The organism is Oscillatoria sp. CS-180 (assembly GCF_028330965.1).
In the GTDB taxonomy this organism is placed as follows: domain Bacteria; phylum Cyanobacteriota; class Cyanobacteriia; order Phormidesmidales; family Phormidesmidaceae; genus Halomicronema.
Genome location: NZ_JAQMUB010000030.1, coordinates 17517 through 33677 on the forward strand (window position 1 = coordinate 17517; position 16161 = coordinate 33677).

The 16161-nt window shown below is 47.8% G+C and carries 16 protein-coding genes; 7 read left to right on the plus strand and 9 right to left on the minus strand.

What is annotated here, in order from left to right; all coding sequences use genetic code 11:
* Positions 1–48: 48 nt before the first annotated feature.
* From PN498_RS06095 to PN498_RS06105, 3 genes are all read right to left on the minus strand, one after another.
* Positions 49–324, minus strand: a complete 276-nt coding sequence (locus PN498_RS06095) for a hypothetical protein (protein WP_272061830.1) — start codon at positions 322–324, stop codon at positions 49–51.
* Between the two features lie 213 nt (positions 325–537).
* Positions 538–1512: an RsmB/NOP family class I SAM-dependent RNA methyltransferase gene (locus tag PN498_RS06100; RefSeq protein ID WP_272061831.1), complete on the minus strand. Its 975-nt coding sequence runs from the start codon at positions 1510–1512 to the stop codon at positions 538–540.
* Entirely contained in the window at positions 1512–3170 is a 1659-nt protein-coding gene (locus tag PN498_RS06105; RefSeq protein ID WP_272061832.1) for an ATP-binding protein, read from the minus strand. The genes PN498_RS06100 and PN498_RS06105 overlap by 1 nt, the downstream gene beginning before the upstream one ends.
* A 212-nt stretch (positions 3171–3382) precedes the next feature.
* Between PN498_RS06105 and PN498_RS06110 the strand changes: the two genes are divergently transcribed.
* The 3 genes from PN498_RS06110 (at position 3383) to PN498_RS06120 (ending at position 5886) form a co-directional block, all read left to right on the plus strand.
* Positions 3383–3946, plus strand: a complete 564-nt coding sequence (locus PN498_RS06110; protein ID WP_272061833.1) for an SRPBCC family protein — start codon at positions 3383–3385, stop codon at positions 3944–3946.
* A 59-nt stretch (positions 3947–4005) separates the two neighbouring features.
* The gene (locus tag PN498_RS06115; RefSeq protein WP_272061834.1) at positions 4006–4989 is read left to right on the plus strand and encodes an endonuclease/exonuclease/phosphatase family protein; all 984 of its coding nucleotides are present in this window, start codon (positions 4006–4008) and stop codon (positions 4987–4989) included.
* Between the two features lie 213 nt (positions 4990–5202).
* On the plus strand, positions 5203–5886 hold the full coding sequence (locus tag PN498_RS06120; protein ID WP_272061835.1) for an exonuclease: 684 nt from the start codon (positions 5203–5205) through the stop codon (positions 5884–5886).
* A gap of 105 nt (positions 5887–5991) precedes the next feature.
* Here the strand turns inward: PN498_RS06120 and PN498_RS06125 are convergent, their stop codons facing one another.
* The 4 genes from PN498_RS06125 to puuE all read right to left on the minus strand — a co-directional run bounded on the left by PN498_RS06125 (position 5992) and on the right by puuE (position 9080).
* Positions 5992–6969, minus strand: a complete 978-nt coding sequence (locus tag PN498_RS06125; protein WP_272061836.1) for a PhoH family protein — start codon at positions 6967–6969, stop codon at positions 5992–5994.
* A 33-nt stretch (positions 6970–7002) separates the two neighbouring features.
* Complete coding sequence (locus PN498_RS06130) at positions 7003–7356, minus strand: KH domain-containing protein (protein ID WP_272061837.1); 354 nt, start codon at positions 7354–7356, stop codon at positions 7003–7005.
* Positions 7357–7377: 21 nt separating this feature from the next.
* The gene (rpsP, locus tag PN498_RS06135; protein ID WP_272061838.1) at positions 7378–7653 is read right to left on the minus strand and encodes a 30S ribosomal protein S16; all 276 of its coding nucleotides are present in this window, start codon (positions 7651–7653) and stop codon (positions 7378–7380) included.
* Positions 7654–8159: 506 nt separating this feature from the next.
* A complete protein-coding gene (gene puuE, locus PN498_RS06140) occupies positions 8160–9080 on the minus strand; it encodes an allantoinase PuuE (RefSeq protein WP_272061839.1) in 921 nt (306 codons plus the stop codon).
* Positions 9081–9533: 453 nt separating this feature from the next.
* On the opposite strand from puuE, the gene PN498_RS06145 reads away from it, so the two are divergent.
* On the plus strand, positions 9534–9854 hold the full coding sequence (locus PN498_RS06145) for an STAS domain-containing protein (protein ID WP_272061840.1): 321 nt from the start codon (positions 9534–9536) through the stop codon (positions 9852–9854).
* Positions 9855–10145: 291 nt separating this feature from the next.
* On the opposite strand, the gene PN498_RS06150 is transcribed toward PN498_RS06145, so the two are convergent.
* Entirely contained in the window at positions 10146–10526 is a 381-nt protein-coding gene (locus PN498_RS06150; RefSeq protein ID WP_272061841.1) for a DUF2294 domain-containing protein, read from the minus strand.
* Between the two features lie 547 nt (positions 10527–11073).
* Entirely contained in the window at positions 11074–11163 is a 90-nt protein-coding gene (gene psaM / locus PN498_RS06155; protein ID WP_272061842.1) for a photosystem I reaction center subunit XII, read from the minus strand.
* Between the two features lie 370 nt (positions 11164–11533).
* Between psaM and phoU the strand changes: the two genes are divergently transcribed.
* From phoU to PN498_RS06170, 3 genes are all read left to right on the plus strand, one after another.
* The gene (gene phoU / locus PN498_RS06160; RefSeq protein WP_272061843.1) at positions 11534–12205 is read left to right on the plus strand and encodes a phosphate signaling complex protein PhoU; all 672 of its coding nucleotides are present in this window, start codon (positions 11534–11536) and stop codon (positions 12203–12205) included.
* Positions 12206–12959: 754 nt separating this feature from the next.
* On the plus strand, positions 12960–15353 hold the full coding sequence (locus PN498_RS06165) for a ribonuclease R family protein (protein WP_272061844.1): 2394 nt from the start codon (positions 12960–12962) through the stop codon (positions 15351–15353).
* Positions 15354–15974, plus strand: a complete 621-nt coding sequence (locus PN498_RS06170; protein ID WP_272061845.1) for a flavin prenyltransferase UbiX — start codon at positions 15354–15356, stop codon at positions 15972–15974.
* Positions 15975–16161 lie beyond the last annotated feature (187 nt).

Genomic DNA, 16161 nt, shown 5'->3' on the forward strand with positions numbered 1-16161 from the left:
CTTACTTAGAGTCGACCCCGTTTATTGATGCTGTCATTGACACCGTATCTAGTAGTTTAATTTCGATGCGATCGCAATAACTAGCACCGTCAATCCTAAAAAGCGGCGAAAATAGTTGACGCCTTGAAATAGTTCCATCCAGGCCCAGGTAAATAAGGCCCCAAAGGAGATCGTCTCAAAAAGAATCTGCAAATTTCCTGTCACAGGTAACAGACTCAACAACGTTGCGCTTAGCCAAACCAAAAGCGGAGGATTGGGCTTTTGAGCGATCGTCAGATTGCCTTCATTATCTTTAAACGCCCGGTCAAACAGAGTACTTTCCATGTCAGTTTTGCATGAGATTTTCACATCGCTGTAGCCATATGACCTCAGGCACCTCAAAGTGCCAAAGCCTATCCTGCGTCGAGGATCGATTTACCCTTTTCTTCTCTGCGTACAGCTCTACAGAAGCAAGCTACAGTCTTTCGCTGTATCAGTATGGAAACATGAGACCTTCGGCATGAGCCTGTATCTTTTGGCTGGAATTAGCCCTACTGCTTATCGCGTTTCGGCATACAAGACCAACTGATGCTGAGTTAGAAAGACTTCGTTGACGGGCTGCACTTCATCCCGATCCTGGCGCTTGAGGAGCATCATGAACGCTCCAGCACCGAGATCCGTATGGGGCCACAAGCGATAGCACGGTAATTCTGTTAGAGGAGATTGATGAAGACTGAGTGGGCTCATTGGGACAGGAACGAATTGAGGAAACTTTTTCAAAAACCAGGCACATACCTGCTCATTCTCTTCCGGGGCATAGGTGCAGGTAGAGTACAGCAAATAGCCGCTGGACTGTACAAGCTGTGCTGCGTTTGCCAGAATACGTTTTTGACGATTGGCATTGCGGTTTAGGGTGACTTTGTGAAAACAACCCGGCACGGCTTGTCCCTTAGCCAAAAGGGATTGTCCGCTACAGGGGGCATCGACTAATACGAGCTGAGCGCAATTAGGGGTTTGCTCTACCAAGACTGCTGGATCCTGATTCAACACGATCGCATCCATCGCACCACACCGCTTCAGATTCGAGATCAGAATTCTGACACGCTTTCGGACTACCTCGTTACACAGCAATCGCTTTGGCTTCAAGGCAACCCAGGTAAACAAACTTTTGCCGCCAGGAGCAGCACAAAGATCGATTACACTCTCGATTGCTTCAGGGATTGACAGAAGAGCAGAGACCGCAAACACAGAGGAGAAATCTAGGCAATAGAAATAACCTTTGTCATGCAGCGGATGCTGACCCGGACGAACAGTATGCGCTAAGCGATCAACGAAGGCAGGCTGCCAGGGGAGCGGCGGTAGAACTTCCCAGCTGAATTCAGGTGGTTTTGGTTGAGTCCACAGGATCGTCGGGGCAAAGACAGGCGGATGGAGCAGTGCTTGCATGAAGTCGGCGCGATCTCGCTCCGTATCAAACAGACGGTTCGCCAGCTTCACTAACGGCTTGGAAGGTTCTTTCGACGGTGCGCCCATTATTCAATGCTGATGCCACCCACCGTCTCCGCCGGACGAGGACGCGCAACCGTCGCCCGCTCAATCTTGCGGCTCTGCTTATGGTGCTTTTGAAAATACCGTTGCCAGTCCTGAGGCGCATCCATTGTTTCCCCACCGTGCTGGGTCAGCCGCTTACGGACCTGACAAAGGACAGGCGTATTCACACAGGCTCCTGAGATAATCACTTGTCCTTTTGTTAACGCAGGCAGTTCTTTCAGGAGATCACGACCCGCTGCTTCAACGCCATACTTAAGACTTTCCTGATCGACAGGATTCACAATTCGCATGAGGAACTGACTCATGCACTGAGACAACACATCGGAGTCAAGCTTTCCAGGACGCTGGGTGATTAGCCCAACACCCATACCGAATTTACGGCCTTCGCTGAGAATAGTGCGAAGGACCTGTTTACAGCGAGCCGGTTCATGAGCGGGGGCAAAACGATGAGACTCTTCCAGCAGAATAAATACGGGATAAGGCAAGTAGGTTTCGTCTTCCTCGGAAACGAGCTCTTTGGCCGTATTCATGCGAGCCTGATAGCTCTGGCGTAGAACTGCGGCACAGATCACCTGCTGTTCTTCCTGACTAATCTCATTCATTTGTAAAACAGTGACCTGGCCAGGTTCAAACAGATCTTTCGGCGACAGGTGATTCATGCGATCAAAATACCGGGAACTGGATAACTTTTCCAATTTCCATTCGATCGCTGGAGCCGACGAACCAATTTTGGGATTACCGTCTTCGTCCTCGGTCGTATCAGCCTCATTGACAGCACGGATCAGGTCCTGAACGTCCCACCGATAGTCGCCCTGACGATGACGCTTGAGAATTGCGAATGCTTTGTTGAGGATGGCTTGTTGGCGATCGCTCATATTCGGTAGCAGCGTTAGAATGTCGTAGTAATCCAGCGATGACATGCGGATATGAATATCGTCTGGGGTCAGGACTTTAACCGTGGGTGCGTAGCCGTCATCCCCTTGAAACGCAAAATGGCCGCGCATGTCGCCCAGGGTGCCGTACTCGCCATGGGGATCAAAGACTAAGACAGCTGCTCGGTTATAGGGCCGCAGCAGCTCCTCAATCAGGACGCCAGCTGTGTAAGACTTGCCTGAGCCTGTTCCCGCTAGAATCGCCATGTGGGTGCTGACAAGTTCTTTTACATCCAACGTGACCGGAACAGTCTCACCCGGACGCAGCAGCAGCGATCCCACATGGGCACCCCCGACCTCTCCTGTCTGCTTCTTGTTGACAACCTTAACTAAAGTCTCGTCGTCTACTCGATAAACCTTCGCGCCGGGATCTGGGGTCAGTCGAGGATTAATGAAGCCAAGGGCTGGGTGAAAATAGCCAATGACAGTGACAGTGACTTCATAAATTTCGGGATTGGGATAAGCGAAACCCACGAGGGCTGCGATCGCTTCTGGGCTGATCCCCGTGTCGGCAAAGATGCGGTCTGGCAAGTGGTCGATCAATCGCCGATCTGAAATTTTTCCTAAGATCTCTAAGGTCTCGTTGCTCTGCTGAGCTTGATAAGACACAAATTCACCAATCTTAACCTCTCGGTTGTCTGCCGTAATGAATAAATACTCGTTTCCGGTTTCTCCGGGGCCTTTGACAGTGCCGACAACATGAAGCATGACTTGAGGTTCACAATCAACGATACGGTTTCTACTGAAGATAGACGACTCACGCCTAAAACTGTGGCGATTCCACGGTGATTAGGATAAGGAGAGAGAAAGTAATCTATACCTATGCCTCATATTAGTAATAACTAGGGGAGTCATTCCTCGGTATATTGATTTTGAGAGCTATTTTGGGTTCAATGTTCTAAGCAAAAGTAAGCATCGCCATGACAGACGCTTCTTGTGAACTGAATACTCCAGCGGATCAGCCTTTGGCGAAAGCAAAAGGTGATGATTGTTCTCTAGAAATTTCTGCTGAAAAGCTACAAGGGCGGCAGCGGCGTATTTTGGCATCTATTTTGATTCCCTGCCCGATTGAGCAAGTGTGGCAAATCCTGACGGATTATGACAACCTGGCTGATTTTATTCCTAATCTGACAGTTAGCCGTCGCCTAGAGAGCACTGAATCGATGACGCTGCTTGAGCAAATTGGTTCTCAGTGCTTTCTTAACATTCAGTTTTGTGCTCGCGTTGTCCTCAAGATGGCCGAGCAATTCCCGAACCGCATCGGCTTCACCATGATTGAAGGTGATTTCAAAGCTTTTGAGGGCGCTTGGCGATTGGAGCCTGAGCAAGCCTTAGAGTCTAGAACTCGCCTGACGTATGAGGTGACGGTTTGTCCGCCACGAACCATTCCAGCCATATTGATTGAGCGACACCTACGTAACGACCTGACTCAGAATCTTCGTGCGATTCGCCAATATGCGATCGCTTCGGCAGGCGTGGCGTAAATTTTTCAACCTCAAAATAATTGGCTACCCTACTCTTGTTGAGTGGGGTATCTGGCATTATGGCAAAATCACAGTCATGTCTAACGGGCTTGCTGGCAGGATTTTCGCTGTTTAGCATCTTACTGCTGACCACGATTGCCTTCTTCTCCAGCATCTATGGCTGGCCCGTCTATCTGGAAATCCTCTCTCATTTTCAGCTGCAATATTTTATTTTGAGTGCGATCGCGCTAGTCGTCATTGCCCTAACCCGATACAAGGTCACTTTTCTGATCGGGCTAGCCTGCACTGTTGCTCTGAGTACTCAAATCTTATTCTGGTATTTGCCGCCGAGATTTCTGACCGCCAATGGGGACAGCAATCTGCGAGTCCTCATTTCCAATGTGAATACTCAGAATGAACAGTTTGAAGAGGTCCTAGCTTTTACGCGCCAAGAAGAGCCTGATTTAGCCTTGTTCATGGAGGTTGACGAGGGATGGCAAAACAGACTTGATGAGCTTAAATCAGACTTGCCGCATTCTTCTGGAGAAGCCAGTCCCTACAACTTCGGCATTCTGCTTTACAGCCGATATCCGTTAGAAACGGTTGAGATTAAAGACTTTGCTGAAGACAGCACCCCAAGTGTGGTGGCAACAATTCCTGTCAATGGGCAGCGTATTTCGTTTGTGGGCACCCATCCGGTTCCGCCTGTTAGATCCCAATATTTTCACTCCCGCAATAAACAGTTGGATCAAATGGGACAATATCTACAAACAGCGGCGACTCCTCAAATTGTTGTCGGCGATTTCAACATCACGATGTGGTCGCCCTATTACAAACGTTTCATCCGCAGCACAGATCTCAAAAACGTCCGCAAGGGCTTTGGTTTGTTGCCAAGCTGGCCGACAAAAGGAACGTATCCGCCCCTGCCGAACTGGGCACCCCTAATCTTCTCAATTCCCATTGACCACTGTTTGGTCAGCCATGAAGTTGCAGTTGCAAATGTGCGAGTCGGTCCTAATATAGGTTCCGATCACCGTCCGGTTGTGGTTGATTTGCGCATCTAGGATACTATTCCCTTCCTGCTACAGCAGATTCGTTTAATGAACCAGCTCCACGTAGGATGCCATTTGGCAACACAACATAGCCTGCCAGCTCTATTAGGAGAAGACGGCGAACCATCTAGCGATGAGCTCAACCCCGGATATCATTAGTGCACAAGCCTAGACGGTTACTGCTATGTGTATCGCATTCCCTCATTGCTCAAAGGAGACAACAGATTGAAACTAGAGCGATATCGGGCAAAGACGGTAACGGTTAATCGTCGCCGAGTTTATGAAATTAATGGGTGTCGGTATCCAGGGGTCACCACAATCTTGTCTGCAACCAAACCCGCCGAGGCCAGAAAAGCGCTTCAGCAGTGGCGTCAGCGGGTCGGTGTTGAGACAGCACAGAAGATTTCAAACAAGGCTTCATCGGCAGGAACTCGCCTACACAAGCAAATTGCTCGCTTCTTGGAAGGTCAGCTCGTGGACATTCCAGCTGACGTGACTGGCTATTGGGACTCTATCGTGCCAGTCCTGGAGGATGTCAGCGAAGCTTGGTTGGTAGAAGGAGCTGTCTGGCATGACGATGGGTACGTGGGATTCCCGGATGCCGTTATGACTTATCAAGGACGCATCTGTCTCTGTGATTGGAAAACGGCCATTAAACCTAAAAAACTAGAGTGGATTGGCGATTACTGCCTTCAGGTTGCCGCTTATGCCAAAGCTTTTGAACAGGTTTACACGGAAGCAGGAATTGAAGTTGAAGGCGCATTGATTGCGATCGCCCTAGATTCCACCCCTGCACAAACCTTTTGGTTGGATCGAGATGCTGTTGAACATCACTGGGACCATTTTCAACAGCGACTCGACGAATATTATCGCATTAGGCCCAGATATAACCGCCACCAGTTTCGTTAGGTCAGACGGCGAGTCATCTGACGATGCGCTGAGCACCCGAATGCTGTGCGATGTGTCGGTGAAACGGGCCAAACTGAAATACACGCCTTCGTCTTGCCCAGAGAGTCATCGCCTCGGTGAAGGCTTGCCAGCGTTCTCGTAGGTTTCATAGGCAGCGACAATACGCTGCACGAGCGGATGACGGACAACATCAGCTTGAGTCAGTTTGCAGAAAGCAATTCCCTCGACCGAAGCCAAAATCCGCTGCGCCACGCCTAAACCGGATGTTTGATTCAAAGGTAGATCTGTTTGAGTGGTGTCGCCCGTAACCACCATCCGAGATTTGAAGCCCAGCCGTGTTAGCACCATCTTCATCTGGGCAGGAGTCGTGTTTTGAGCCTCATCCAGAATGACGAATGCGTTACTGAGTGTACGTCCCCGCATATAAGCAAGAGGTGCAATTTCAATCACCCCTCGCTCCATCAAACCAGGAATCTTTTCTGGATCGATCAGTTCGTGAAGCGCGTCATAGAGCGGACGCAGATAGGGATTAATCTTTTGCTGCAAATCGCCAGGCAAAAAACCGAGTCGTTCTCCCGCCTCGACTGCTGGCCGAGTCAAGATTAAACGCTCATATTCGTCATTCATCAACGCCCGTACACCAACCATTGCCGCTAAGAACGTTTTGCCCGTTCCAGCAGGACCAGAACAGAAAATAAGGTCCTTCTTTTCGAGGGCTTGAATGTATTGGCGCTGGCGGAAAGTCTTGGCCCTGATGACATCGCCTCGGCGAGTCCGAGTGACTACTTCACTATGGATGGCCTTCAGTTCGTCTAGCTGATCAGTGTTAATGGCCTGGCGGGCAGTGAGAATGTCGGCACGACTAATAATATTGCCTTGACTCCATAATGGCTCCAAAGCAGACACAATATGCTGAGCGAGGTCTACAGTCGCTTGACTGCCTGATAGCAGAAGAGACTGTCCTCTCATGACAATATTGGCCCCTGTTTGCTGAGCCAGAAGCTTGAGATTCTCGCTTTGATGACCCGCAAGAGCGATCGCGCTTTCGGAAGAAGGCAGATCAATGTGGGCTGTCTGCTGCATACCGTGGAATGTTAAGTCAGCTCAGTCAGCGGTTTAATTTCGGCGGGGAGAAGGACGGCCCCCTCGTCGAGGGCGGCGATTGCGGTCTCCACCTGAGCCGTTATCCGATCCCGAACGAGACTCATGGTTGGATTCTCCGTATACGTCCAAAGACACTTTTTGGTCATATAGTGCAGCTGTTGTTTCTAGAACGGTACGAATCGCTTGAATATTGCGCCCGCCTCGACCAAACATCCGCCCCCGATCATCAGTGGAAAACGCAACCCGCAGCAACACCCTACGCCCATCTCCAATTTGCTCAATATCCATTTTGAGGTCTTCAGGAGTATCGAGAAAGGGCTTCATCAAGTGATGAATGAGTCCCTGATAATCGGGTTTGTCCGCCATAGCTGCTAATCTCACTTAAATTCAGGAATTTACAGGACTGTTCTGAGTCTCTGCCTTTAATTGTTCAAAAACATTCGCCTTCTCTAAAATTCGGCGGACAGTAGGTGTTGGCTGTGCGCCCTGCTGCAAGCGGCGAACGATCGCGGGCACCTCTAGGCGAGTTTCGTCAGTACGGGGATTGTAATAACCCAATTCTTCCAAGGGACGACCGTCTCTGCGAGTCGTGCTTGGCATAGCCACGATTCGATAGCTAACCTCCCGCTTTTTCCCAAATCGCTTCAAACGTAACTTAATCATGGATGTTCAAGTGCTTAATGACGCCAAATAATCAGAACTGCAAGAACTCAATCCTAAAGAACCAGCCCTAGCTGTGCAAGTTCTCCATTTTACCAGGCTTCTTTAAATGTGCAGCGATCACGCAAAAATCTAAGAGAGACAAAACCTATGATATAGCTGTCGCCGGTTTCGCTAGAACAAGACGACAAGCCAACTAGCTATGCGCCAAGAAGCATCCAAGTGCTATCGGGTGCCTAAGCCTGAAGGACTAGAAGGAGCTTCAGGAAAACATTTATCGCTGGTAGGGTGTCATTAGGCGCAGCGTAATGCTCCACAGCCGGATATTTCTATTTTCAAAAATCTCCTAAGGAACAGGAACTTATTTAAGTATCAACTTTGAGCTTTGGATTCGCGGATAACTCAATCATTCAAAACTCAAAACTGAGAACTTAAAATTCATTCATTCCTAAGGCTACATTTCACCAAAGTGATTCGTAGAAGCAATGAGCGATAATTCGTCCTATGACCTATGAATCCAGACTCCTTGGAGGGTGATGCTGATGCCAATGTTGAGCGATATCAAGACGACGACAAATCCACACTCGCTCAAACCCTTGAACATAGTCCAGAAATCTTGCGAGTGCAGCTATTCGCCCTGGACGCCCGGAAAGACGACAATGCAAACCAATACTCATCATTTTGGGAGCCGTCTCTCCCTCAGCATAGAGAACATCAAAAGCATCTCGTAGATACGTAAAAAATTGCTCCCCTGAGTTAAAGCCTTGATAGGTGGCAAAGCGCATGTCGTTGTTGTCCAGGGTGTAAGGAATAACGAGATGGGGGCGATCGTAGTCATAAACCCAGTAGGGCAAATCATCTGCATAGCTATCTGCATCGTAGAGAAACCCTCCTTCTTCAACTACTAGACGACGAGTGTTAGGGCTAAGACGTCCTTGATAAAAACCTAGTGGTCTCTGCCCAGTAACAGCCCTCTGGATTTCGATAGCTTTATCAATATGCTCTCGTTCTTGGTTTTCTCCGACGTATTGATAGTCAATCCATCGATAACCGTGGCTAGCAACCTCCCAACCGGCTTCAACCATTGCCCTTCCCGCTTCAGGGTTGCGCTCTAGCGCCATAGCGACAGCGTAAACTGTGATAGGAATTTGCCGTTGGGTGAACAAGCGATGCAGCCTCCAGAAGCCTGAACGACTGCCATATTCATAGATAGACTCCATATTGAGATTTCGTACCCCCGGCAGTGGAACTGCCCCAATGATTTCGGAAAGAAAGGCTTCAGAGCTGGAATCGCCATGCAGAATGCAGTTCTCTCCACCTTCTTCATAGTTGAGGACTATTTGGAGTGCCAGCCGAGCATCGCTAGGCCATCCGGGATGAGGCGGAGTTTGACCGTACCCAACTAGATCCCGAGGATATTTGGACGACATAAATAGGGCCTTCTACAAGTGACTACAACGCATCATGAACTGCTGAAGATTTTTGATGTAAAGCTCTATACAAATAGAGGAGATCCGATTACCTTGAACTTTTACATATGAAAAATTAATAACAGCTATAAGCTATACGATGAATCAGCCATATATCCGTGGGCGCGTGTATATAAGCTTCATTCAAACCGAGTGAAATCTTCTAACTTTTCAGAAGAGAGAAAGCAATTCGAATTCATCAAAAAAGTAATCGAAATCACATGACGTTTTGTATCTAGATATACCTTGAGCAAAAGTACTTAATCGTAACTTTACATAAGTTAGAGACGTCATCAAGATTATGACAAATCGATACCTTTGCTATGGGCGATGCTATGTCACTCCCTTTAACTTCGGAGCATTGGTTTATGCCTTTACATATGCACACGCACGAAATTTTGGAGTGTATCAGTTATGGAAAATCTTCAATCAGCTTTGACGGTTGTTCAGCCCAGCGGTGCTCTTACTGCAGCCAATGCTTACAGCTTGGAGACTCAGCTTTCTGAGCATATTTCTTCCGACAGTTCTTCAGGTCTCATGGTTGACATGAGTCGTGTTGAGTCGCTTGACAGTGCTGGCCTAGTGTCCTTGATTTCTGTCCTTCGGATGGCTCGTAACCTTAGCAAGCGGTTTTGCCTGTACTCGGTTCCTCCGTCCATTCGGATTGTTTTTGAGCTAACTCAGCTAGATCAAGTGTTCGAATTTGTCGAAGAGTTTTCTGTTAAAGCAGCCTAGTGGTTGTTTATTTACGGCTCCTTGCTTACTTGCACCTCTCGGGTGCATCTTGACCATTAGCAGATTTTCGACTGAACCGTACTAGGTTCTATCAATTACTCATAGGGCCGCATTAAGAATATCTAAACCATTAGGCTAACAGGCTGTGTTATGGCAGTTTGTTAGCCAATTTATTGTTGGGTGTTCACTAAACGAATATCGAGCAATTGGTCCAAGCCCTACTCAAACGGGCTAGCCAACTTTAGCGCCAGCACAATCACCATCCATAGATTTCTGAGTCAACCTTAGGGTCTAGCCAATACTCTCTGCCAAGATAATCACGAGACCTGTTCGCCCGGTCTCCAATGTGGTGTCGCTGAGGAAATCCACTACTTTGATCGACAAGATTTCTTCCACCAGTCCTGAGATCTTAGGTCGTATTGCTGTATCCACATCCGAGCGTATCTGTTCCACATCAGATTGAATATCATCTGAGCTGGCTCCATCAATAAGGATTTGCTCTGTTTTAGTTAAAGAATCCTCTATTATTACGGTCACTTTGTCGCCCAAAATGTGACAAGTAACTTTCCCCGTAGAATGCCCTAGCTCTTGCTTGTATAGCTTTTGAATTCCTTGAGACAAGGCTCTTTGAAGTTGCCCTTTAGTCTGTTTGAATTCATCACCATTGATCATAGGTCGCCCACCGTAAACTGAATCTAATATGTAAATAGACCTTAGATTTTATATAAATATTTTCTTGAGGAATAACCTGTTTCACGAATATAGATGATCTATTTCATGCAATAGTATTGTTTGCAGAAACACCATTTAGAAGCAATAGTTCGTCAAGCATTTCAAACAGGCTCACGAGCTTAGTGATACATCATACATAAAGCTTTACTTCTATCAAATCGCTAGAAGCAATATATCATCTTCACATTTAAAAAAACTAATTCTCCAGTAAAGTCTGAGGATATCTATTGAAATATCTCTTATTAAGCATCCTCATGAGAGAGAAAGCCTGAAGAGGTTGAATTGATATCCCTAAAGCATTCGCTTCTCCACTCTCTTAATCCAAACAAATGAGGCGTCTCAGTTTCCTCTACCTAAAGCGATAGAAAGGGCATCGCCCTAATGGAAGATTATTCAAAAATAAAAGCTCTGCTCCTTTAAGTTAAGAGCAGAGCTTTTGAAATGGTGATGGCCGTGTTCACGACTTAGTGAACAGGTCGCGCGCCACCTACTTGTAAAGCTCGGTAGCTAAACGTAGTGCTAGAAAACCAGGAACTAGAGCAACCGCTAGGGCGACAAAAACTTGAGTATCTGACATAGCCGTTTATCCTTTTTATAGAAACGTTAGCGAGCCTCTTGTATCCGAGGCTGAATTAATTCTTGACTAAGATGCTGAGTTTATCTGTTTATCAGGGCGCAACTGTTACACAGCGTTACCTAGATGTTGCGAGATATCATCTAAAGCTGACATTATTTTCGGACGTTTTTCCTCAACTCACAGCGCAAATTTTTGTGCGAGTAGCATCGCTCGATGTCTAGACAACCCTGCGTTTTTCGAGCCTTTTGGCGTCAGATACCGAGTTCCTTTTGGATTTTGGGGAGTACCAGTTGACTAAAATATCGTGCCCTATGTCACTTCGCTAGTTCCGGTTGCTAACCGATAATAGGATTAATTTTCAACGAGTGCCGTGAGGAATTCTGCTCTGTATCCTGTGAACGACCCTGCTCGCCCGCCTTTTAGTCATCATTTGAGGCGTATACAGCGTGACGTCTTGAGAATGGGGGCATTGGTTGAGAATTCCTGCTTGCTAGCAAAACAGGCACTCTGCGATCGCAACCTAGAAGCTGCTCAAAGCCTCAAAGCACACGATCGCCAAGTCGATAAGTTCTATCGCCAAATTGAAGTTGACTGTATTGAGCTGTTGATTCATCCACCTGAAGGGATGCAGGACCTACGGCATATAAGCGCTTTTATGCAGCTCGTTCGTGATTTGGAGCGCATTGGTGACTATTCAACTGATATTGGTGAAGCCGCTATCAAGCTATTCCCCCATCCTGCTCATCCCTGCTTAGAACAAATTCGGGTGATGATTGATCGTTGTCGCTCAATGGTGGCCTTAAGTCTGTCAGCTGTCTCGGACTTAAACGCTGACGTGGGATTGGATCTCAAAGTCAAAGACGACGCTGTCGATGAAGATTACGACCTGCTATACGATCGCCTGGTTCATTCCCCTTTTCCTGACATCGATGTTGAAGTGACTGTTCTCTTAGTACTAGTCATTCGTTATCTAGAACGCATTGCTGATCACTCGACTAATATTGGGCGTCGCATCGCCTTCGTTATTACCGGCGAACGATAACGTTAAACCTCAATCCTCGTTTCTTGATCCCTAGTACACTACGGCAGAACTTGCTCCCCGTTCAAAACACTAGGAAAGCTGATCCGCCTTGGTTTTGTAGAGCTTTGCTCTTCTCGCAGAGTGTTCTGGATCTGCCTTTTGAATTCCGTGTAGCCATACTAGATTTTATTTCGGTTTGAAACCCGTAGCCTTATCAACGAGAGCTGGTGAGACTGTTGAGTTGACAATTCACAACATCTGATGAGGAATAGTCGCTAAAAGTCAAGCAGTAGAACGAAACCCTTGGTGTAAAAGGGGTTAATCAATGCAGAGGCTTCGATCAAACAGATCATCATTAGGCCATCTCAAATCTAAAAAGTTGTGAACTTTTCAGATTAAGGTATAGTTGTAACGGCTTAGGGTTAGCCAAAACTCTGCGAATTTGAGTAGTTGATCCCTTAGTGCACTCCTGTCTGAGCGGTTCCAGCAATTCCCAATACGTCTAATACCTGACGAGTTCTGAGAAGGTATTGACTATAGGAACTGAAGCAACAGGCTTATCCAAGGTATTTGCCTGCACAGGGAGAAGTGTTTTATTAACTACTTGGACACTATTATGACAGACCCATTGAAAGGGTGCGTCATTGCGGTGTTTAGTTCAGTTAACGGTTATTCCCTCGCCAGTTGTGTTTGATGGTTTCCTTCTTCAGGGGAAGAATCTCCAGACCGACGATGTTGTGTTGCTCATTCGCACCAGTTAAGGAATAGTCGCTTCATGAATTTTTCGATCGCCTCACTACTAGCCAATTTTACTGACGACAAAACGCTGACGTTGAAGGCTATTCAAAAGAAACTGCACTGTGATACTGACGATAACATTCGAGAGTTACAAATTGCTTTAGATGCCCTAGAGCGAATTAAGGTTCTTGAAAAGGAAAAAGGAAAGTATCGGCGCGTTAGCGAAGACGGTGTTGTCGAAGGGAAGCTTCGATGTTCAAGCAAGGGCTTCTGCTTTGCGATTCAAGATGATGAAGCTGCTGACGATATCTACATCCGTGAAAGCCAGCTCAACACCGCCTGGAATGGCGATCGCGTCCTAGTACGAGTCACCAAGGAGGGTAGCCGACGTCGTAGCCCAGAAGGAGAAGTGAAAGTTATTCTTGAACGGGCGAATGCTTCGGTGCTAGCCAGAATCAAGCAGGAAAATAAGGCCTATCAGGCTGTTCCTTTAGATGATCGCTTGCTCTTTGAGTTGAGCCTTGAAGGAGAAGAAAAAACGCTCGCAGAAGCGATCGACAAACTAGCCCATGTCGAAGTGGTTCGGTATCCGCTGGCTCAGGATCCTCCCCATGGCCGTGTTGCCCAAGTTTTGGGAAGTGATGCCGAAGATTCTTCAGACATCGACATCGTCTATTGCAAATACGATTTACCCAGAACCTTCTCAGATGACGTCATGGCGGCTGCCCAGTCGCTACCTAATCGAGTCCGCAAAGCAGACACCAAAGGGCGTTTGGACTTGCGAGATCAGATCACCGTTACCATTCATGGCACACAAGCTAAGGTGATCGACGATGCTCTCACCGTAGAGCGCGATGAAGACGATAACTGGAAGCTCGGTGTTCATATTGTTGACGTTGCCCACTACGTTCCAATCCATTCACAACTTGATCGAGAAGCCTTGAAACGCGGGACCGCAGTGTATTTGGGGAACGAGATGATTCCCATGCTGCCCACCTCAATTTCAACTTCCCTCTGTTCTTTTGTTCAAGGTAAAGACCGTTTAGCCATCTCAGTCATTGCCACCCTTAATTCGGACGGAGAGGTCTTAGAGTTTGAGATCCAGCCTAGTGTCATTTCTGTCGACCATGCACTGGTGTATCAGCAAGCCCAGGGCATTCTGGTTCGTGATGATGAGGAAGAATTGGCAAAGCTAGGTTTGAAGGCAAAAGATCTCAAAAAGTTGGAACCTGCCTATGACCTAGTTGAGCGTCTGAATGAGCTGAGTCAAATTGTCCGTCAGCAGCGCATGAAGAGAGGCTCTTTTGAGCTTAATCTGCCGGAACATGAGTTTCCTGATGATGCGAAGGAACCTCTGGCCTCCTATGCCTCGCCTAAATTCCAGTACGACGATGAAGGGCTGTTAGGCGTCATTGTGGTGTCTTCTTCACTCACTGCCCGCATGATGGTGACGGAATTCATTTTGCTGGCAAATCAGCTAGTGGCCTCTCATCTTAAGGCCCTAGGCGTTCCTGCAATCTATCGCCTGCATCGGACGCCGACGACCTCTGACGTACAGGAGTTGATGAAGCTGGCAGAAAACATGGATATTAATCTGGAGCTGGCGGAAGAAGAGTCTATTTACCCAATGGACTATCAGCGGTTCACTAAACAGTTTGCGGAGTCGCCTTCTGAAAAGATTTTGACCTATCTGCTGCTATCTACTTTTAAGCCGGCCTTTTATGGAATTCATCCTGACCTTCATTTCGGTCTCGCGCTGACGGACGGATACACTCATTTCTCTGCGCCCACCCGACGCTATCCTGACCTTATGGTGCAGCGGATTCTCCATGCCGTTTTCAAAGACGGTCGAGATCGCCGCTCTACTCGCTCAAAAGACCGCGTCAATTTGCGCCACAGCAACTGCCACGGCAGTATTAACTGGAACGTGCTTCCACCCGATATTAATAACGAGCTGGAAGACTATATCAAGCGCATTGTGGGTCCGTTGAGTGAACGAGAGCAGCTAGCTCAGGATGCTGAAACAGATTTAGAAGGTCTGAAGAAGGCAGAGTTCATGCGGGACCACACGGGTGCTGTGTTCCACGGTCTGATTACGGGCGTTCAGTCCTATGGTTTCTTTGTAGAAATTGAGGAGCTGTTGGTCGAAGGATTAGTTCACGTTAGCTCTCTGAAAGACGACTGGTACGAATATCGATCGCGTCAACAAAAGCTCGTCGGACGCAAGAATCGCCGTCAGTTTCGGTTGGGCGATCGCGTGGAAGTGCAAGTCAAAAGCGTGGATTACTACCGTCAGCAAATCGATTTAGTGGTGGTAGGCGGCGGTAGTGAAGCCAGTGAGGACGACATTACCGATGAGGATTACTCCATAGATAATGGCGAAGACCTTCCCAACGGTGATGAGGAGCACGTTAGCGACGAATCTGAATAAATGCAGGCTAACGAGCAACTATTACCTATCACTTTAGGCATTACAGGAGCCTCAGGCTTGATTTACGCGGTCAGGGCGGTCAAATATCTCTTGGAAGCGGAGATTCCTATCGAGTTAGTGGCCTCCAAAGCAACCTATCAGGTTTGGAAAGCTGAGGAAGGGATTCAGATGCCCGCTGAAGTTAACGCTCAGGAAAACTTTTGGCGGCAGCAGGCAGGGGTCCCTGATGGTGGAAAGCTACGCTGCCACGCCTGGAGTAATGTAGGCGCGAATATTGCCAGTGGGTCATTCAAAACCCAGGGCATGATCATCATGCCGTGCAGTATGAGTACGGTGGGCAAACTTGCAGCAGGTCTCAGCTCCGATTTGCTAGAACGAGCTGCCGACGTGCAGTTGAAAGAACGCAAACCGCTAGTCTTGGTTCCCCGAGAAACCCCTTTGAGCCTTATTCACCTGCGCAATCTAGTTACCCTTGCGGAAGCGGGGGCCCACATTGTGCCTGCGATTCCAGCTTGGTACCACAATCCTCAGACCATCCTAGATCTGGTTGATTTTGTCGTGGCTAGAGCGCTAGATCAGTTCGACCTGGATTGTGTCCCTCTGAAACGCTGGCAAGGGTGAGGAAGAAAGACAAGCCCCGTAGCTCAGGACAGGGAGAATTATCGTCATAGCCCTGACTAGTGGTCTGTCTAGCTTGAATTTGTAGATTGGGTTGCCGTCAGAAAACTCAGCGTATCCCTGAACTGATGTCAGCTCTATTTCCGGAGTTTAAAGAGGTGCTTGGGAAGTGAATTGTGAGAAAGAACGA